Origin of the sequence: Bacteroides cutis, from assembly GCF_900241005.1 — a bacterium.
GTDB lineage: Bacteria > Bacteroidota > Bacteroidia > Bacteroidales > Bacteroidaceae > Bacteroides > Bacteroides cutis.
Genome location: NZ_OEST01000001.1, coordinates 670208 through 689413 on the forward strand (window position 1 = coordinate 670208; position 19206 = coordinate 689413).

Genomic DNA, 19206 nt, shown 5'->3' on the forward strand with positions numbered 1-19206 from the left:
AACATTTATTACCATCCCGGATTTTGTACCAGGTTCGGGTTGGCCAAGAGTGTCGATTCCTGAATGGGGAACAGATAATCCTTAGAACCGAATTTCGGTTTGAACATGGTTGTTACGATGTAGTATTCTTCGGCTGTCACGCCTTCTGTGTTCCAACCTTTGACAGGTTCGTTCATGAAAGTCGTCAATAGCTTCCAACGGCGTTTGTCATAATATGATTTTCCTTCAAACGCTAATTCTATCAGACGTTCCCTGCGAATAATTTCACGCATGCCTCCTTTGGTTTTGTATTTGCTTTTGTATTGAGGACGGGCATAAGTATCCCAGGTTTCTTTGATTCCTTTGAGACCGGCACGTTTACGAATTTTATCTACATACTCGATAGAAAGGTCATCAGAAGTCGCGTTATCATTAGGCAGGCATTCGTTGATGGCTTCGGCATAGAGCAGATAAAGGTCGCCCAGACGTATGATAGGGAAGGGGAAACGGTCGTTCTTCCAAGAACCGGAGGTAGTAACGCTACAATCGATGGAAATGAATTTCTTGTCGAAATATCCTGTTCCCGAATAGTTGATGATACCGTTTTTACCGGCATCTTCGCCTGCATAACTGAATATCTTGTGCTGTTTCATTTCGTCAGAAGTCAGTCCGTCTATACCGGACAGATAGAACAAGCCCCGGTTGAAACCTACATTGGCATAAAAACGCGGTTCACGATCTAGGTGTAACTTGGCGGTACGTTCACCGACTACGGCATAGCGGTAGTGGCTTTGGGGAATGGTGGTGATATCATAACGGTTGTTATAGTCCCAAGTTTCATCCTCATCAATAGGCAAACCGTTTTTAGTATAATAGTTTTCTACCGTACGAAGTGTCGGTCCGTGTTGTGAATTGGCCCCGGCTGTACGGAAGTAACCTTGATTGATGGTTATCAAAATATTACGTACAAGACTATTATTGTCATTGCGGCTGTCACCCCAGATCAACTCATTGTTCCATTTGGCGGTCATTACTTTGTTCAAAGCATTCATCTGGCGGGTTTCGAAAGACATGGCGGATGGAGCTGCATAGTCATTGATGGTATAAAGTGATCTTTCACCGGGACCATTCAATGTGATGTCACAGAATTCCACAGCTTCTTTACAAGCTTGGCGTGCTCTTTCCCATTTTTGTGGGTCGTATTCAGGATTAATCAGTTGTACGCCCCTGTTGTCTTTAAAGTTGGTATAGTCGGCATTACCGTTGAACAACGGACTGGCAGCGGTTACCAAAATCTTGGCTTTCATGGCATAAGCTATCGCACCATTGATGCGTCCGGCATCGGAAATGGGATTTTCAGTTCTCGGAGGTAGTTCATCTTTGGCTTCATCGATTAACTGGACGATGTAATCCACTACATCTTCAAAAGGTTCGCGATATATCTGCATTTCTTTTTCCGAAGCATCGATAGGCAAGTTTTCCTTTATCAGAGGAATGGGACCGTATAACTCGGCCAGATACCAATGATAATAGGCTTTCAGGAACTTTACCTCAGCAGCCCATTGTGACCGCAGACCGGTATCGATGTCTTTCACCAAATCCAGGTTTTCGAGGAATATGTTACAACAACGAAGGGCATCGAACAGTTTCTTTCCTCCATTGGCTCCATCCCAATAATTATAATTAGGTGAGGAAATATTGTTTCCCACATTCGTGGCATAATATCTGCTTTCCCGTAATATCTCATATGCATTCCAGACCTCCTCACCAAGATTTAATCCCGGATTGTTGTCGACATTTACCCAGTTGGGTAAGAAAGAATAGCATGTATACAGATATTTCTCCGCTTCTATTCTGTTACGGAAAGCATATTCGATGGTTGCTACGTTATCAGGTACTACGTCCAGATAATCACATGAATTGAGTGAGGTTGCAGCCAACATCAAGGCAATGATATAGTTTCTTTTTTTCATGATAATCTAATTGTTTTTAAAATCCTACTTGGATACCGATATTATGAACTCTTTGTATAGGATATCCTAAACCGTTACCTGCCATTTCCGGATCCCATAAGTCAAATTTGCTGAAGGATAAAAGGTTACTTCCACTATAATAAATTCTCAGCTTGGACATGAACATTTTCTTTATTAACTTTTGTGGAAATGAGTATCCTACTTCTACGGACTTCAGGCGTAGGAATGAACCGTCTTGCATGAACCAGGTGCTGGTACGGTTGTTGTTTGAAATGACAGTGTTGCTTAAACGTGGCCACAGCGCATACAGGTTCCGGTTATTCTCACTCCAGTGGTTGTCAGCGTATGCTTGTAACAATTGATTTTGTCCCAGACCGCTTAAGTCGGTGTCGTCGATAAATGGATGGGTTGTTCCTTTCTTGTTACCTACATTCAGCCAAAAGGATTCACGGGCCAGACCTTGGAAGAAACAAGAGACATCCAGTCCTTTGTATCCAGCCGAGAGTCCGAAACCATATACTATTTCCGGATCGGTAGGGAAGCCTATTGGTACTTGGTCAGCGTCTGAGATGATGCCGTCGTTGTTGATATCCTTATATTTGATATCACCAGCCATATAATCACCGAACTGAGCAGGTGAGTTAGCGATGTCTTGCTCGTCAACAAACAAACGTTCTGCTACATATCCCCATCTCTGGCTGATAGAATGTCCTACTCTTGAACGCCACGGGGTTTTGGAATAATCATTCTCTTCATATTTGATTACTTTGCTGGTGGCATAGGTGAAATTGAAGCGTCCTTGCATCCAGAAATCCTTGTTGAAAGAGTAATTGTAGTCGGCCGACATATCGAAACCGGAACTTTCGGCCTCACCAACATTGGCACGTACATCGGCTTGAAGTCCCATGGTTGAAGGAACACCGGAACGGGTTTGCAGGATGTTGGTACGTTTCTCATGGAAATAATCCATTTGTATGTCTACTGCATTCAAAAGGTTGAATTCGGCTCCTACATTCAGTTTCTTGGCAATTTCCCATGTGATGTAGGGATTGGCATAACGTTTAATGGCAATACCGTTTTTGGAAGTATTGAACTCCGTACCGAAAGTATATCCGTAACCACTTTCGTTCATTCCTACTTCAGACAAATAGAAGAAGCGGTCATCATTGCTACCGATAGCATCATTTCCGACCAGACCATAGGTAGCTTTCCACTTCAGGTTGGGGAGCAATTTCTTAATCCATCCATTATAGAATTTCTCATTGGACATGACGTAACCTAGACCGACAGACGGGAAGAAACCAAAACGTTCGTTATCAGCAAAGCGTTCGGAACCGTTATAACCGAAGTTGGCTTCCAGGAAATAGCGGCTGTCGTAGGCATAGGTGAAACGTCCGGAAAGTCCCATATTGCGGTAGGGCAGTGATAATTGCAGAGAAGAGGCATTTGCATTCAATCTGTTTTGCAGGGTGAAGATTAACATTCCACTTACTGCATGTTTCTCATTGAAAGTACGATCGTAGTTTACGGCGGCTTCCATATATGTATTAGTCGTAATATTTTTCCCGCCTTCATTATATCCCAGGTACTCGGTTCCTTTATCAGGATTCAGCTCGGATAAGACATATGAGTCATCTACCGGATTATAGTTTCCTGCCATATAGTAGAAAGGTTCGTAATAACGTGATACATCGAAAGAAGCATCACGGGTAGTACTAAACAATGCTCTGGCTTTCAGTCCTTTGGTGATGAATTTTAAGTCTTGGCTTAGTTCGAATTGTGCCAGGATTTTTGAAGCACTTTTATCTTTATATCCTTTTACCATATCGGCATAAGGATTAATATAAAGCGAAGTACCTTCTGCATAGGTATTACCGAACATTATATGTTGAACATGCGCCGTAGATTGGGTCTGCGGATAGTAGGCCGGGAATTCTACCGGGGAAGTTTGCATGATTTTATTGTATAAAGTTGTACCACCATCAATGGGACCAGTTTGATCCTCAATGGTTGTGTAGAGACGTACTACCATTTTAGTAGTTTTAGTTACGTTGATATTTACATTCGAACGAATGGAATAGCGTTTTACGTTAATATTGTTATTGAAATTATTTCTTTTATCTACTTTCATCAAACCATGATCTTGATTAAAAGTAGCAGCCACATAATAACGTGCTACCGATCCACCACCACTTAGGTTCAGATTATAGCGTTGATTGGCTACAACGTCTTTCATCATCATGCTATACCAATCTGTTGCCGGATACATATAAGGATTGGTTCCGGCAATGGTATTGGCTATTTTTTCTTGAGAATAAGGAACACCTCCCAATGGATTACGTGTACGGAAAGCTTCGTTACGGAGTTCCATATAGGTAATAGGATCGGCTAAATCTACTTTACTTGTTGGAGATGAGATAGAGTTTTCAATGCGAAATTCTATTTTGGCCCTACCTTCCTTACCTTCTTTGGTAGTAACTAAAATGACCCCGTTTGCTCCGCGGGCACCATATAAAGCCGTAGCTGTAGCATCTTTCATGATAGAAAAGCTTGCAATATCATCCGGTTGTAAGCGAGATAAATCGGAGGAAGTAATTTCCAGACCATCCATTAATATAAGCGGACCTTTTGCATAGCCGAAAGTTGTAACGCCACGGATGAAGAAATCAGCATTATCCATACCGGGTTCACCACTACGTTGATAAGAAATTAAGCCTGCTACGCGTCCGGCTAAAGCTGTGGTGAGATTGGATGTAGGAGCCTTTAATTCTGCGGGTTTTACTGCTGATACGGAAGCAAGAACACTCTCTTTCTTTTGTTTGGCAAATGCAACGACAGTTACTTCTTCCAGTTCATCTGCTTGTTCTTTGAGCTGTATGACCTTATCACGACGTATTACACTTGCGGAAACGGCTTTTGTTTCCATTCCTAAATAAGAAATCTCTAAAATGGCATTGGGATTTACTTCTATAGAGAAATTTCCGTCGATATCAGTAGTAACCCCCTGTGGAGTACCTTGAATGACAACGGCTGCACCTGGCAACGGTTCTCCTACGGTATCAATGACTTTCCCCGTTATTTTAACTTTTTGTTGTGTTACCGCATGGTTAACTGCAACTTCCTGTATACCTGTACTCGGGAAGCTATTAGCTAACAGCGGAGATGATGCAATGGACAAAATCGTTACCATCACCCCTCGACATAATTGTCGATTCACTTGGTGACGTAACGAAAATGATGTGTCGTTTTTCATACTCTTTTAAGATAAATAGTTAAACATTTAAATTATGATATTTTTCGAAAAATAATCCGGAGGTAAAGCTAATGGATAATATGGATGAGAACTTTAACTTCCATATCAAATCCTTTAAATAATATTATAATGACTTTAACTTTTATATCAAATCCTTGTAAAAAAAAGATAAACCGTTTAAAATATTCATTATATGTGCTTATTTATTCTGATAAAAAAGGTTATATGCTTTAAAGCTTGTGGATTGCTTCTTCCTTTGTTATTTTTGTACCCATGAACTCTAACAATCGTGTATTATTAGGTATGAGTGGTGGTACAGATAGTTCTGTGGCTGCTATGAAGTTGCAGGAGGCAGGTTATGAAGTGACTGGTGTAACTTTCCGTTTTTATGAAACTGGTGGCACGGAGTATTTGGAGGATGCACGTACTTTGGCTGTAAAGTTGGGGATAGAACACATTATATACGATGCCCGGGATGTTTTTCGTTCATGTGTCATCCGTTATTTTGTGGATGAGTATATGATGGGGCATACTCCTGTTCCCTGTACTCTTTGTAATAATGAGTTGAAATGGCCGCTTTTGATGAAACTTGCCGATGAAAAGGGAATTTTTTGGATTTCTACGGGACACTATGTACGTAAGGTTTTGTTGGAAGGCAAGTATTATATTGCTCCGGCGATAGATAAGGATAAAGATCAGAGTTTTTTTCTGTGGGGGCTGAAACAGGATATTCTGCAACGTATGCTTTTGCCCATGGGAGAACTTACTAAGGGTGATGCGCGTACTTATGCTGCTGTACGGGGCTTTGAACGGGTGGCAACAAAGAAAGACAGTATAGGTGTGTGCTTCTGTCCGCTCGATTATCGTTCTTTTCTGAGGCGCGAAGTGCCTGCTCTCCAATTGAGGGGACGAGGGAGATTTGTAGATGAGAAGGGTAATTTTTTAGGTTGGCACGAAGGGTATCCTTTCTATACAGTAGGGCAACGGCGTGGCTTGGGGCTTCAACTGAACAGTGCCGTATTTGTAAAAGAAATCAGGAGGAAGGAAAATGAGGTAGTACTTGCCCCACTCGCTTCTTTGTATAGAAATGAGATGTGGTTAAAAGATTGGAATTTGGTGGATGAGGAAAAAGTTTTCAACTCAGAAAAAATCATAGTGAAGATACGTTATCGCAAGCAGGCCAATCATTGTAGGGTTACATTGACTTCTGATGGATATTTATTGGTCACATTATTAGAAGCTTTAGAAGCAATAGCTCCCGGACAGGCAGCTGCTTTTTACGATGAAAATGGTTTGTTATTGGGGGGTGGCATCATAATTTGATGTAGGGTATATTCTTTTCGATTTATGCTTATTAACAGTTGTTGAAGCAGTATATCTCTTTAATGACTATTTCTTAAAAGAAGACTAACTTAACTAAACGAAAAAACTAAAATGGAAAAGAATTTTAAACTAAACCAACTATTTGTATCACTAATGGTACTTGGATGTTCCTTCGGCTTTGTTTCTTGTGACGATGATGACAACAACATTCCTATTGAGCCTAATACTAAAAATGCTTGGGGAGAATTTACGGGTACAATGCAAATTTTTTCTCTTGAACCTGAACAGGTTTTGGCAGATGAAATACCTGAAGCTACCAGTGTTGCTGCTACTGTAAAAAATGATACGGTATACTTTAATAACTTTCCCATCAGGGATTTGGTTGCCACATTGGTGCCTGAAGATCAGGTTGATGATATTGTAGAAGCTATTGGTGAAGTAAAATATAAAATAGGTTACGAAGCTATGCTGAGTGAAGCGAAAGATAGTATTTATATGACATACGATCCTAAACCAATGGAACTTACAGTGCCGCTCAGTGAAGATGCTGCTATTGCAGTGAAGGTTAAAGTATCTGCAACGCAAAAGGGAAGTTATGAACTGTCGTCAAAGAACTATAAGTTTGAAATAAAGGCCGATGAGGTAACGGTGGATGATGAACCTTTTGATAAATTTCCGGTGTCTCTCGTTAAATTTGAAATGAAGAAAGATAAATAACTCATTCATGTGTGTTTCTAGACTCTAACTCAATTAAGTATAAACCTAACAAGTTAGTCTGATCAATGAAAAAGGTGTGTCTTATTACGAGATACACCTTTTTCCGTTATTATATCAGAATGACTAATTTACTTTATTCAGCTTCAACATTTCCTCGATATATTCACGGGTATTGCTAAGACGTGGAATTTTGTGTTGCCCACCGAGCTTTCCTTTATTATTCAACCAATCATGGAATAAGTTTTTGCGTGCCACAACTATTTCCAGTGGTTGCAGAGCAAGATTATTCTGGCGTTTGGCTTCGTAGTCAGAATTGACTTCTTTTAGAGTATCGTCTAATATCTCGGCAAATTTATCCAGGTTGTCCGGCATCTGTGCGAACTCTATTAACCATTGGTGGCGACACTTGGCATGTTCGTCCATAAAGACAGGAGCGGCGGAGTAGTCTACAATCTGTGCTCCGGTGGCGGTACATGCCTTAGCCAAACCTTTCTCTGCATTATCTACGATCAATTCTTCACCGAAGGCATTAATGAAATGTTTGGTACGTCCTGTAATGACGAATTTGTAAGGATGATTATTTGTGAATTTTACGGTATCTCCAATCATGTATCTCCATAGGCCGGCAGAGGTGGATATAACCATCGCATAATTTTTATTCAACTCAACCTCTTCGAGACAGCAGATACGGGGATTTTCTTTACCTACATCTTCCAATGGGATAAATTCATAGAAGATACCATAATCAATCATTAACAGCATGGAGAGGTCGTTTGGGTCGCTTTGGGTACCGAAATAACCTTCGGATGCGTTGTATGTTTCTACATAATGCATCTTGGAGCTTTTGATGATTTGCTTGTATTGCTCACGATAGGGAGTGAAAGCTACACCACCGTGGAAAAATACTTCAAGATTAGGCCATATTTCTTCCAATGTCTGTTTCCCGTTCTTCTTGAGTATATGCTTGATGAGTACCAACATCCATGACGGTACACCGGAGAGGTTGGTGACATTGGCATGCAAGGTATTATTGGCAATAGCCTCTATCTTGGGTTCAAATTTATCCATGAGGGCAATCTGTTTACTCGGTACCCGTATGAAATTTACCAGCGGGTTGATGTTCTCTATCAGAATTGCGGACAGGTCTCCTACGAGACTATGGTTGGAGTTAAGATTAGGGCTGTGGCTACCTCCCAAAATGAGACCTTTCCCTGAGAAAAAACGGCTTTCAGGGTTTTGCCCCAGATAGATGGCGACAGCATCTTTTCCACCCTGATAGTGCGTGTCTTGCAATGACTCTTTGCTTACGGGCAGGAATTTACTTTTATCATTGGTGGTTCCCGAAGATTTTGCAAACCAGCGTATAGTTGAGGGCCAAAGTAAATTTTGCTCGCCTGCACGCAGACGGGTTACATATGGCTTTATTTCCTCGTAAGTTTGTATAGGGAGACGATTTTTAAAATCTTCATAAGTGCGGATAGAAGCATAGTCGTATTTCTTTCCCCATTCAGTGTTGCTAGCCATACGGATTAGACGTCGCAATACACCTTCTTGTAATTCTCCTGCATGGTCGGTATACTGTTCGATTTCTTTCAGGCGAGGAGCGAAGTATACTTTATTCAGAAACTTTGTTATATTCATCGTTCTTATTGAAATCTTATTTTAAATCGCAAAATTAATCTTATTTATCGGCTTCTCTATCTTTTTTCTCTTTTTTTTCTATCTTTACGGGGAGATAGTGTGCTAATGTAGCGATATGCCAATGTGCCAATGACGAAACGGATTCATTGCGCAGCCTATTAGCACATTAACATATTAATCACATTAGCACATTAAATTTATGAGAATCGGTATTTTGACTTCAGGGGGAGATTGTCCCGGTATCAATGCTACTATTCGTGGGGTATGCAAGACTGCTATTAATCATTATGGAATGGAGGTAATCGGCATCCATAGTGGTTTTCAAGGGCTATTGACAAAAGATGTAGAGTCGTTTACCGATAAATCTTTATCAGGATTGTTGAATTTGGGTGGAACTATGCTAGGGACTTCGCGTGAGAAACCGTTTAAAAAGAACGGTGTGATGTCGGATGTCAACAAACCGGCTTTGATAGAGCAGAATGTAAAAGAGTTGGGTTTGGATTGTGTTGTCTGTATCGGTGGCAATGGTACGCAGAAGACTGCTGCTAAGTTGGCCGCTATGGGGTTGAACATTGTATCTGTACCCAAGACGATAGATAATGATATTTGGGGTACGGATTTTTCTTTCGGCTTTGATTCGGCTGTCAGTATTGCCACAGATGCTATTGACCGTCTGCATTCTACTGCCAGTTCGCACAAGCGTGTGATGGTGATTGAGGTGATGGGACATAAAGCGGGATGGATTGCTCTTTATTCAGGTATGGCAGGCGGTGGTGATGTGATTTTAATCCCTGAACTTCCTTATAATGTTCATAATATTGGTGATACTATTCTGAACCGCTTGAAGAAGGGTAAACCATACTCTATTGTGGTAGTTGCCGAAGGTATTCTGACAGATGGCCGGAAACGTGCCGCCGAATATATTGCACAGGAGATAGAGTATGAAACGGGCATTGAAACCCGTGAAACTGTACTTGGGTATATTCAGCGTGGTGGTTCGCCTACACCTTTTGATAGAAATCTTTCTACCCGTATGGGCGGTCATGCTACGGAACTGATAGCAACCGGACAATTCGGACGTATGGTGACGCTGAAGGGGGATGATATATCTTCTGCTCCTCTGGAGGAAATTGCCGGAAAGCTGAAATTAGTGACCGAAGAACACGATTTAGTCGTTCAGGGGCGCAGGATGGGAATTTGTTTCGGATAAAGTTATACCTTGTCCTGAGCCGCAAGAAGTTTCTTCTATGATGATCATGTCTTCTGTAGTAGGAGTCTCTTTTTCTGTAATTTCTGTATGATTTTGTATTTTAGCCGCTTCAATATTTTCTTTGAAAGTAGCATCACTTTTAATCTTCTTCAATGCCATTTGGGCGGCGTTTTGTTGTGACTCTTTCTTGGAGTATCCTCTTCCTGTACCGGCGGAGATGCCTTCTATACGGATTTCGGTGTGGAACATCGGATTGTAATCTTCGTCAAGAAATTGCTCAATCAATTCAAAGGATACCTCCATCTTGTTCTTCTGGCTCCATTCGATGAGCTTGGACTTGAAGTTGACCTCTTTGCGCGACATCTTGTCGAGGTCGATGTAATGCTTGAAAATCTTTTCCTCCATGAACTGCTTACAACGGTCGTAACCTTGGTCCAGATAGATAGCGCCGATGAATGCCTCGAAAGCGTTGCCATACATATAGCTGTTGTGCGAGGAGGAGCGACTGGAGTATTTCACCAGTTTGTCCAATCCAATTTCTACCGCCAGCTTGTTCAATGTTTCCCGTTGTACAATTTTGGAACGGGTGTTGGTAAGAAAACCTTCACGACGGCCCTCAAAATGACGGTAGACAATATCTCCCACGATAGCGTCGAGAATGGCATCACCTAAAAACTCTAAGCGTTCATTGTTTATCGGACGTCCTTGGTCGGAGCGGAGAGAAGTTGATTTGTGTAATAAAGCCTGATGGTAAAAACGAATATTGCGAGGGAAAAAACCAAGTATCTTATAAAAACAAAGATAAGACTCTCTATCCTTACGGAATAAGAGTCTTATCTTGTCTATTTGGTTACGTAACACGACCGTATTATTCTTCGTATTTCTTGAAAATAACACATGCATTATGACCACCGAATCCAAAAGTGTTGGAAAGGGCTGCGTTTACTTCACGTTTTTGCGCTTTGTTGAACGTAAAGTTCAGGTCATAGTCGATGTTTTCGTCATTATCTCCTTCTGCGTGATTGATGGTTGGAGGAACAATACCGTTCTTGATGGCAAGTATACTTGCAATGGCTTCTACTGCACCGGCAGCGCCCAGCAAATGGCCTGTCATCGATTTCGTTGAACTGATATTCAATTTATATGCATGCTCTCCAAATACTTCCTTGATCGCTTTTGCTTCAGAAATATCACCAACCGGAGTAGATGTACCGTGGACATTGATATAATCAATTTCTTCGGGTTTCATTTCTGCATCTTCCAATGCATTTTCCATTACTAACTTAGCTCCCAAACCTTCAGGATGAGAAGCTGTCAGATGATAAGCATCAGCAGACATACCTACGCCAGCAAGTTCTGCATAAATCTTTGCACCGCGAGCTTTGGCATGCTCCAATTCTTCGAGAACTAAACAACCACCACCCTCACCCATGATAAATCCATCACGGCTTGCGCTGAACGGACGGGATGCAGTTTCTGGAGATTCATTACGAGTAGATAAAGCATGCATAGCATTGAAACCACCTACACCACAGGCAGCAATAGCTGCTTCTGAACCACCGCTTACAATGGCATTGGCCTTACCCAGACGGATGAGGTTAAATGCATCGGCAATAGCATTTGTAGATGTGGCACATGCAGAACAAGTCGCATAGTTAGGACCATGAAAACCGTACAAGATTGAAATTTGTCCGGCTGCAATATCCGAAATCATTTTGGGGATGAAGAACGGATTGAACTTAGGACCATTTTCTTTATTGAGGGCATAGTTACCTGCTTCTTCTTCAAATGTACGAATTCCACCAATACCGGCGCCAAAAATGACACCAATCTTGTTCAAATCCTCATTTTCGACATCAAGACCAGAATCTTCTACCGCTTGCTTGGCTACACCGATGGCATACTGAGTGTATAAATCCATCTTACGAGCCTCTTTACGGTCTATATATTGATTAGCATCGAAGCCTTTCACTTCGCATGCAAACTGGGTCTTGAAAAGTGATGCGTCGAAATGAGTAATAGGCCCTGCTCCACTAACCCCATTCACGAGATTTTCCCAAAATTCGGGTACTGTGTTGCCAATGGGAGTAATAGCGCCAAGACCTGTTACTACAACTCTTTTTAATTCCATACTAAGAAATGAATGGATTAAGATTACTTAGCGTGTTCTTCGATGTAAGATACAGCATCCTGTACAGTACCAATCTTTTCAGCTTGATCATCAGGAATAGAAATGCCGAATTCTTTTTCGAATTCCATGATAAGTTCTACAGTGTCAAGAGAATCAGCTCCTAAATCGTTAGTGAAGCTAGCTGTTTCAGTAACTTCTGATTCTTCAACGCCTAATTTGTCGACAATAATCGCTTTCACTCTTGATGCAATTTCAGACATAACTTTAAGTTTTTAATTAATAATTAGTTTTATTTCTTTAAATTTGCGGTGCAAAGGAATAAATATTTATCGTTCCTCGCAAATATTTGATGAATTAAATGTACCTTTTTGCACATTTTTCACGGTTTTGTGCAGAGATTGGAGGGTTTATGAGTAAGAACATTGCTGTTTTAGCTTCCGGTAATGGCACGAATGCCGAAAATATCATTCGCTACTTTCAAGATAGCGAATCGGTTCATATAGGACTGGTTTTAACTAACCGGGAAACCGCTTTTGTGATGGAACGTGCACGTTGTCTGAATGTTCCGTCGGTTTATATACCTAAAGAGGAGTGGAAAGAAGGTATGTCTGTGTTGGCTCTTCTAAGAGATAGAAAGATTGATTTTATAGTGTTGGCAGGTTTTCTGGCACGTGTACCGGATTGTATCTTGCATGCTTATCCCAATAAAATTATAAATATTCATCCTTCTTTACTGCCTAAGTTTGGCGGAAAGGGAATGTATGGTAATCGTGTACACGAGGCGGTGGTAGCTGCCGGTGAGAAAGAAAGTGGTATTACTATACATTATATAAATGAACATTTTGATGAAGGAAAGATTATCAGGCAGTATAAATGTCCTATTTGGCCGGGTGAAACAGCAGAACAGGTAGCGGAAAAAGTACATGCGCTGGAGTATGAATATTATCCGCAAGTCATTGCAGAACTGATATAGTGAGAAAACAAAGTTTAGGGGCACAAAATAGTGTAAGCGTTTTTCTCCCTTCTCAGGGGATAATCTCCCCGTAACTTTTCAAATAATTCAGGATGGGCCTTCAGGGCTTCACTGTCCCGGCGAGGGTCGTACATTTTTAAATAGGCTTCCTCCATAGAGGATGTTGTGAGCTGTGCTTGTTCGGGTTCTGGTGGTATGATGCGGTAATCGGCTTGCAGGTTGAAATGCCGGCAAAGTGCGTCGAGAGACATTCGTGTAGCATTTGCCTTGCCGTCTGCTGAGTATCCGGCAATATGCGGAGTGCCGAGGAATACCTTATTTAATAAGGTGAGGTTGATGTTTGGCTCGTTTTCCCAGACGTCAATGATGGCATCCGAGATAATTCCTGTAGCCAAAGCTTCCAATAGTGCATTTGTTTCTATGACTTCTCCACGGGAGGTATTAATAATGACTGGCTTTCGTCTCAATGATTGGAAGAAGGCATTATCTGCCAAATGGAACGTTTTGTATTTTCCTTCCTTATATAAAGGTACGTGGAAAGTCAGTATATCACATTCTTCGGCAAGCGTTTGGAGGGCGCAGAAGTCTTTTTCCCCTTCTTTATCTTCGCGGGGGAGGTCATTCAGCAATACGCGCATGCCGAATTCTTGGGCGACTTTAGCAATTTTACTGCCTACATTTCCTACTCCGATAATTCCGATGGTGGCTTCGGAAAGTTTTACTCCTTTCAGTTGCTGCAACAGTATCAGGGAAGATTGCAGATATTGGGCTACCGATGCGGAGTTACATCCGGGTGCATTCTTCCAGGTAATTCCGGCTTTCCGGCAATATTCCGTATCGATATGGTCGAAGCCGATGGTGGCGGTAGCGATGAACTTTACTTTGCTGCCTTCCAGCAGTTCGCGGTTGCAGTGTGTGCGGGTGCGTATGATGAGTGCATCCGCATCTTGCACCATAGCGGGAGTGAAATCACTTCCGGGTAGATAAACCACTTCATTTGCTATCTGCTCGATAGCTTCCTTTATAAAAGGTATTTTGTTGTCGACAATGACTTTCATTTCATTTACCGTTAATTGTAGGCAAAGTTAAAAATAAATTATGAGAATAGGAGATGCCGGTATGATAATGTATATCTTTGTATATGGTTCGTTACATAAATTAAGATATTATGAAAAATGTACTTATGGGCATTGAAGAAGTGGAAGATAAAATAATTGTGCTTCGTGGGCAAAAAGTTCTTTTGGGTAGGGATGTGGCTACTTTGTATGGGGTAGAAACACGTGATATTAATAAGTCAGTTAAAAATAACCCGAATAAATTTCCTAAGGGTATATTATGGCGCTGAACGATAGCGAGTTAAAAGGTTTGCGGTGGAAAAATTCCACCACTAATCTCTCTAAGTCAAGAGTATTGCCGAAAGCGTTTACCGAAAAGGGACTTTACATGATTGCCACTATCTTAAAGAGCCCTTGTGCCACGGAAGCTACATTTGCCATTATTGAGACTTTTGCTAAATTGCGAGAGTTGTCTCGCGTTATGAATAGCTTGCCGGATGCTTCTGAAGAGCAGCAGAAATCTTTATTGCAAAAGAGTGGTGAATTGTTTTCTGATTTATTAGATAACAATCTTCAGGCAACAGATTCGGAAACTACTATAGAGTTAAATCTTGCCCTGCTGAAGGTAAAACATACCGTGAAACGGAAAGCTGAAAAGGAATAAGTTATGGAGTTAAGCCGATAGTTTTGAATGTTGTTTTTGCAAGACTATCGGCCTATAACTTCTTTATTATCAAAATGAAGCTATTTCATATTTTGATTGCGGTATGCTAAATCCTTCTTTTTGTGCGGCGAGGCGAACGCTTCTCATGCTTTTCTGGTATTGACGAAGCAATTTGGCATCAGAATTAGCTACACGTCCATCACCTGCGGTATTTGCGGTGACTTTGTGACGAACACGATCTTCAAAAGTATTTTTGGCTTTCAATTCCCATTTGTTATACAATGTCTGATAATAGCTCAAACTCTTGCCGGAGGCGATGTTGTCTTCATCAACTTTACCTCCAATGTTTTCCGGGGCATCTTTTTGGCTTGCATCGTGTGCTATCGTCGCTGCTGTTACCCCGGCTTGTGCAAAGTTGAATGCGGCTTCAGTCAACATGCCGCGTACTTCCTTTTTCCATGCCTTGTTGTCAGCCCTGAATGCTTCAAGGTTGGAACTGGCGACTTGTGAGCTGTTGAAAGAGCGAAACTGTCCATCAGTCCATTTACCTACTTCCCACACATCAAGCGCATGGAATATCATGCCAATACCTTGGCGGATACCGTTTCGCATGATACCATAGATAATGTCGCCATCGTCTTCCACGGTCAGACCGAAACCATCAGGAGTACCTCCGGTGGTCTCTCCTAAATAGAGATTGTTATCGAATTCTGTCATGCAAAAGCGTTGCGAGGATGATGCTGATGATGAAATAGTTTCACTGGCAGGCTTATCGTTCTCAAAACGCCCTTCATAAACCAAACTTCCGTCAGAACTGTAACAAGAGCCTTTGCCGCTTTTTTTCCCGTCGCGCCAATTGCCAACATACACAACTGCACCGGATACATTAGGGATACCTTTTACATTAGCGATGAGCATGCCCCGGCCACTTATCTTGTCTTCTGAGAAATCGCCTACATATACGGCTCCGCTTTTTTGGCGTTCTATGCCAAATCCATTTTTACGTTTGCCGTTATAGTTATATTGCCCGATGTAGTCGGTCTTGTTGCCCTCGCCGAAAAGTATGGTTGCAATGTCTTGGGCACTGACCGGAATACAGACGACGGATAGGAAGAGTGCCAGAAGTACGGCTCTACTTTCCTTTATAAACAAAGTCTTCATTGATAGTGTATTTGTCACTTTTTTGTGCCTTCTTAAGTAATTTTAGCCCTTCCTTTTCTGCGATATTCTCCATGAAGAACGGCTTCTTGAGGTTGGCGTTGCACAATACATAATAGGTTTCGCCGTCTTCCAAGTTAAGGTTCAGTTCTGCGTGGTACACACCGCCTTTGCTGGGACAATCTACAGATATGACATAGCTGTCAGGATGCTCGAAGGTTATCTTACGGGCGCACATGTTATACAGCTTCGTTTCTGCCCCCTTATAGGTTGGTTTGCCTTCCGGATTAAGGGTAAAACCTTTCTCTCCGTTTACATTGAACACGTATTCGGAATGCCAAAAACGAAAGTCTATAAAGAAATAGACGGTACTTTGTGCTTTCGCATTCTGAATGCAAATAGCGGCTAGCAAAAAAGTTGCTAAAATTAATTTTTTAAAAATGGATTTCATCTTGTCTTGTCATTTAAAGTTTAACATATAGTGATAATTAGAATGATTTATCTATGACATAAAATCAATGTTGATTAATTCTGATATTCATTACAAATATAGTTGTTTATTTGAGACGGTAGATAACTATTCTAAATAAAAATATACCGTGAAACGGAAAGCTGAAAAGGAATAAAATAGCGAACTGTTTGGTTGTGTGCGAAATATTGCATAGTTTTGTCAACTTATAGTAATGATACAGTTTATTAAACGAGGATAAAACGCCCCAAACAGTATGAAGTGTGTTCATATCATCACCCCCGTGAAGGACTCTATAGAGTTGACATTGCAGGCTGCGGAAGCCATTATGGCATCTGACCTAAACGTTCCTTTTGTATATACTATTTATAATGATTTCAGTACGGAAGAAAGTACTGCCCGGTTGCAGGAGGCTTCTGCGAAATTGGGATTTGAACTGGTAAATCTTTCGGATATCACCGACCATCCTTCCCCTAATTATCTGCTTGTGTTGCAGATGGCCCAGCAACGTGCCATCCGGGAAGAGGCAGGACTGATTATCGTTGAATCGGATGTGATAGTGAAGAAAAACACCTTGCAGTCTTTGTTCGACGGAGCACTCCAAAGAGAAGATTGCGGTATTGCCGCTGCCGTCACTGTGGACGAGAAGGGAGATATCAATTATCCCTATCTGTTTGCCAAAGGTCGCGAAAACCAGGTATTCCCGGAGAAGAAGCATTGTAGCTTTTGCTGTTCTCTGCTAGCTTTGAACTTCCTGAAAACGTTTGACTTTCACCAACTGGACCCGGAAAAGAACTGGCATGATGTTACTATCTCCCATCAATCATTGAAAGAGGGTTTCAAGAATTATCTGTTTACTACCTTGCCGGTGTGGCATCGCCCGCATGGCAGCCGTCCCTGGAAACAGTTGAAGTATAAAAATCCGTTGAAATACTATTGGTTGAAATATACGAAGGGATTAGATAAAATCTGACCGGTTATGAGTAGTGTAAAGAAAAGAAAGAATATTATCTCCCATCCCCATGCTTTGATGCTTCATCCTGACTTTGAAGACATGAGGGAGTTTGTAGTTTCACTTCCCGAACGTTTCCAGAGAGAAGAAGGGGTCGTCATCCATAAAAAACGTAATGAACTGCGGAGGATGGAGTATAAAGGCAGGCAATTTGTAGTCAAGTCTTTTCAGCGTCCTAACTTTCTTAACCGATTGGTGTATGGCATTTTTCGCGCATCAAAGGCTCAACGCTCCTATGAGTATGCCGAAAGATTTTTGGCGATGGGTGTGGGGACTCCCCAGCCGGTGGGGTATTTGAATATTCGTAGGGGGGGCTTGTTCGATGAAAGCTACTATGTGAGCTGTCAATCGGAGTGTACGCATGTTTACGCTGATTTATTTTATGAGAAGTTTGATTGTGAGGAAGAGGTGTCGCGGGCAGTGGGACGAACTACCGGCATTCTTCATGAACATGGATATGCGCATAAGGATTATGGACGCGAAAATATTCTGTTCTGTAAGACACCCGAAGGCGTTAAGCTCGAAATAGTAGACCTGAACCGGATGTATATCGGTTCTATCGGCATCAAAGCGGGATGTAAGAACTTTATGCGCTTGCCGGCAACTCCGCAGATGCACCGTTGGATAGCAGAGGAATATGCCAAGGTTCGGGGTTTCGATGTTGAGGAGTGTTTTGACCTGATGGTAGCTTATAGAAGTACCCAGACGAGCGAGGGAGATATATATTGAGGATACTATGAAGATTATAGCAGTAGTTGTAACTTATAACCGGCTGGAGCTTTTGAAGAGAACCGTCCGGTGCCTGCAACAAAACAAACCGGTGTCTTCTATCGTGGTGGTTAATAATGGAAGTACGGATGGCACTGCCGATTGGCTGAAGACTCAGCCGGATTTGGTGGTTATCAGCCAGACTAACGTCGGTGGTTCGGGTGGCTTTTTTACCGGTATGCAACATGCCTATCAGGCAGGGGCGGACTGGATATGGTGCATGGACGACGATGTGTTTCCGCGTGCCGATTGTCTGGAACAGTTGTTGATGTGTGCTGGCGGGGAGGATGTGGGCATACTGGCTCCACGCCGCTTGCAGGAAGGCAAGCTTTTCACTCATGAATTTCAGGGGTATAACTTGACAAATCCGTTTGCTTCCATGTATACTGGTAAACTGTCGAAACAGCATGTGACTGCTCCTACGGAAATTCAGGGTGCTGCCTTTGAGGGACCGTTTATTCGCCGTGAAGTGGTTGAGAAAATAGGTTATCCCAATAAAGACTTGTTTATCTTCTGTGATGATACCGATTATTGCCTTCGTACTGTGCAGGCAGGCTACAAGATAATATATGTGCCTTCGGCCTTGATGGATAAGGAGAAATTCTTCTCGGATGACAGTTGGAGCGAACGGAACAAAAAGAAAAAGTGGAAGCGTTTCTACCAAGTGAGGAACTCCACGTACCTCAGCCATCATTACGGGCGAAACTGGGCGGTGAAATATCTCAGAGGTTTTATCGGGGTGTCGGGATATATCCTGACGGCTCTGGTTACCTGCCCCTTTACGGATGCTTACCGGTGGAGCGATATCTCCAAACTCTGGAAAGCCTATCGTGACGGGGTGAACGAGCGGCTGGGAATTATGAAATAAAACTATTTTAAA

The 19206-nt window shown here is 41.9% G+C and carries 16 protein-coding genes and 1 pseudogene; 8 read left to right on the plus strand and 9 right to left on the minus strand.

The window, feature by feature from the left end:
* Positions 1–8: 8 nt before the first annotated feature.
* Entirely contained in the window at positions 9–1952 is a 1944-nt protein-coding gene (locus C1A09_RS02500) for a RagB/SusD family nutrient uptake outer membrane protein (protein ID WP_101542148.1), read from the minus strand.
* Between the two features lie 16 nt (positions 1953–1968).
* The gene (locus tag C1A09_RS02505; protein WP_101542149.1) at positions 1969–5142 is read right to left on the minus strand and encodes a SusC/RagA family TonB-linked outer membrane protein; all 3174 of its coding nucleotides are present in this window, start codon (positions 5140–5142) and stop codon (positions 1969–1971) included.
* Between the two features lie 336 nt (positions 5143–5478).
* On the opposite strand from C1A09_RS02505, the gene mnmA reads away from it, so the two are divergent.
* Positions 5479–6528: a tRNA 2-thiouridine(34) synthase MnmA gene (mnmA, locus tag C1A09_RS02510; protein ID WP_101542150.1), complete on the plus strand. Its 1050-nt coding sequence runs from the start codon at positions 5479–5481 to the stop codon at positions 6526–6528.
* A gap of 111 nt (positions 6529–6639) precedes the next feature.
* Positions 6640–7245: a DUF4840 domain-containing protein gene (locus tag C1A09_RS02515; protein ID WP_101542151.1), complete on the plus strand. Its 606-nt coding sequence runs from the start codon at positions 6640–6642 to the stop codon at positions 7243–7245.
* A 123-nt stretch (positions 7246–7368) separates the two neighbouring features.
* On the opposite strand, the gene C1A09_RS02520 is transcribed toward C1A09_RS02515, so the two are convergent.
* Complete coding sequence (locus tag C1A09_RS02520) at positions 7369–8886, minus strand: GH3 auxin-responsive promoter family protein (RefSeq protein WP_101542152.1); 1518 nt, start codon at positions 8884–8886, stop codon at positions 7369–7371.
* A 199-nt stretch (positions 8887–9085) separates the two neighbouring features.
* Here C1A09_RS02520 and C1A09_RS02530 point away from each other — a divergent pair, with 199 nt between their 5' ends.
* Positions 9086–10096 (plus strand): ATP-dependent 6-phosphofructokinase, encoded by a 1011-nt coding sequence (locus C1A09_RS02530; protein WP_101542153.1) that lies wholly within the window; start codon positions 9086–9088, stop codon positions 10094–10096.
* On the opposite strand, the gene rnc is transcribed toward C1A09_RS02530, so the two are convergent.
* The 3 genes from rnc to C1A09_RS02545 are packed head-to-tail and all read right to left on the minus strand — an operon-like array spanning position 10055 to position 12487.
* Positions 10055–10957 carry a ribonuclease III gene (gene rnc, locus C1A09_RS02535; protein ID WP_101542432.1) on the minus strand — a complete coding sequence of 301 codons (903 nt, stop codon included), beginning with the start codon at positions 10955–10957 and terminating at the stop codon, positions 10055–10057. The two genes, C1A09_RS02530 and rnc, sit on opposite strands and share 42 nt — an antisense overlap.
* Before the next feature lie 7 nt (positions 10958–10964).
* A complete protein-coding gene (gene fabF / locus C1A09_RS02540) occupies positions 10965–12227 on the minus strand; it encodes a beta-ketoacyl-ACP synthase II (RefSeq protein ID WP_101542154.1) in 1263 nt (420 codons plus the stop codon).
* Between the two features lie 23 nt (positions 12228–12250).
* Positions 12251–12487, minus strand: a complete 237-nt coding sequence (locus C1A09_RS02545) for an acyl carrier protein (RefSeq protein ID WP_101542155.1) — start codon at positions 12485–12487, stop codon at positions 12251–12253.
* 98 nt (positions 12488–12585) lie between these two features.
* Here C1A09_RS02545 and purN point away from each other — a divergent pair, with 98 nt between their 5' ends.
* On the plus strand, positions 12586–13200 hold the full coding sequence (gene purN, locus C1A09_RS02550; RefSeq protein WP_101542156.1) for a phosphoribosylglycinamide formyltransferase: 615 nt from the start codon (positions 12586–12588) through the stop codon (positions 13198–13200).
* Positions 13201–13214: 14 nt separating this feature from the next.
* Here purN and pdxB read toward each other — a convergent pair whose 3' ends face one another.
* Positions 13215–14258 carry a 4-phosphoerythronate dehydrogenase PdxB gene (pdxB, locus tag C1A09_RS02555; protein ID WP_101542157.1) on the minus strand — a complete coding sequence of 348 codons (1044 nt, stop codon included), beginning with the start codon at positions 14256–14258 and terminating at the stop codon, positions 13215–13217.
* Positions 14259–14368: 110 nt separating this feature from the next.
* Between pdxB and C1A09_RS02560 the strand changes: the two are divergent.
* Positions 14369–14919 (plus strand): annotated as a pseudogene (locus tag C1A09_RS02560) (ORF6N domain-containing protein).
* A 69-nt stretch (positions 14920–14988) separates the two neighbouring features.
* Here C1A09_RS02560 and C1A09_RS02565 read toward each other — a convergent pair.
* Positions 14989–16080 carry an MORN repeat-containing protein gene (locus C1A09_RS02565; protein ID WP_101542158.1) on the minus strand — a complete coding sequence of 364 codons (1092 nt, stop codon included), beginning with the start codon at positions 16078–16080 and terminating at the stop codon, positions 14989–14991.
* Positions 16052–16528 (minus strand): hypothetical protein, encoded by a 477-nt coding sequence (locus C1A09_RS02570; RefSeq protein WP_101542159.1) that lies wholly within the window; start codon positions 16526–16528, stop codon positions 16052–16054. The genes C1A09_RS02565 and C1A09_RS02570 overlap by 29 nt, the downstream gene beginning before the upstream one ends.
* 274 nt (positions 16529–16802) lie before the next feature.
* On the opposite strand from C1A09_RS02570, the gene C1A09_RS02575 reads away from it, so the two are divergent.
* From C1A09_RS02575 to C1A09_RS02585, 3 genes are read left to right on the plus strand one after another with little or no spacing between them, the layout of a single operon-like run.
* Positions 16803–17519, plus strand: coding sequence for a family 2 glycosyl transferase (locus C1A09_RS02575; RefSeq protein WP_101542160.1), 717 nt, complete (start codon positions 16803–16805; stop codon positions 17517–17519).
* Between the two features lie 6 nt (positions 17520–17525).
* Positions 17526–18287, plus strand: coding sequence for a lipopolysaccharide kinase InaA family protein (locus C1A09_RS02580; RefSeq protein WP_101542161.1), 762 nt, complete (start codon positions 17526–17528; stop codon positions 18285–18287).
* 7 nt (positions 18288–18294) lie between these two features.
* Positions 18295–19194, plus strand: coding sequence for a glycosyltransferase family 2 protein (locus C1A09_RS02585; protein WP_101542162.1), 900 nt, complete (start codon positions 18295–18297; stop codon positions 19192–19194).
* Positions 19195–19206: the final 12 nt, after the last annotated feature.

Coding starts and splice junctions, on each gene's coding strand:
- purN (WP_101542156.1), top strand. CDS start 12,586: ATGTACCTTTTTGCACATTTTTCACGGTTTTGTGCAGAGATTGGAGGG.
- C1A09_RS02500 (WP_101542148.1), bottom strand. CDS start 1,952: ATGAAAAAAAGAAACTATATCATTGCCTTGATGTTGGCTGCAACCTCA.
- C1A09_RS02565 (WP_101542158.1), bottom strand. CDS start 16,080: ATGAAGACTTTGTTTATAAAGGAAAGTAGAGCCGTACTTCTGGCACTC.
- C1A09_RS02520 (WP_101542152.1), bottom strand. CDS start 8,886: ATGAATATAACAAAGTTTCTGAATAAAGTATACTTCGCTCCTCGCCTG.
- C1A09_RS02575 (WP_101542160.1), top strand. CDS start 16,803: ATGAAGTGTGTTCATATCATCACCCCCGTGAAGGACTCTATAGAGTTG.
- C1A09_RS02530 (WP_101542153.1), top strand. CDS start 9,086: ATGAGAATCGGTATTTTGACTTCAGGGGGAGATTGTCCCGGTATCAAT.
- fabF (WP_101542154.1), bottom strand. CDS start 12,227: ATGGAATTAAAAAGAGTTGTAGTAACAGGTCTTGGCGCTATTACTCCC.
- pdxB (WP_101542157.1), bottom strand. CDS start 14,258: ATGAAAGTCATTGTCGACAACAAAATACCTTTTATAAAGGAAGCTATC.
- C1A09_RS02505 (WP_101542149.1), bottom strand. CDS start 5,142: ATGGTAACGATTTTGTCCATTGCATCATCTCCGCTGTTAGCTAATAGC.
- mnmA (WP_101542150.1), top strand. CDS start 5,479: ATGAACTCTAACAATCGTGTATTATTAGGTATGAGTGGTGGTACAGAT.
- C1A09_RS02585 (WP_101542162.1), top strand. CDS start 18,295: ATGAAGATTATAGCAGTAGTTGTAACTTATAACCGGCTGGAGCTTTTG.
- C1A09_RS02515 (WP_101542151.1), top strand. CDS start 6,640: ATGGAAAAGAATTTTAAACTAAACCAACTATTTGTATCACTAATGGTA.
- C1A09_RS02580 (WP_101542161.1), top strand. CDS start 17,526: ATGAGTAGTGTAAAGAAAAGAAAGAATATTATCTCCCATCCCCATGCT.
- C1A09_RS02570 (WP_101542159.1), bottom strand. CDS start 16,528: ATGAAATCCATTTTTAAAAAATTAATTTTAGCAACTTTTTTGCTAGCC.
- C1A09_RS02545 (WP_101542155.1), bottom strand. CDS start 12,487: ATGTCTGAAATTGCATCAAGAGTGAAAGCGATTATTGTCGACAAATTA.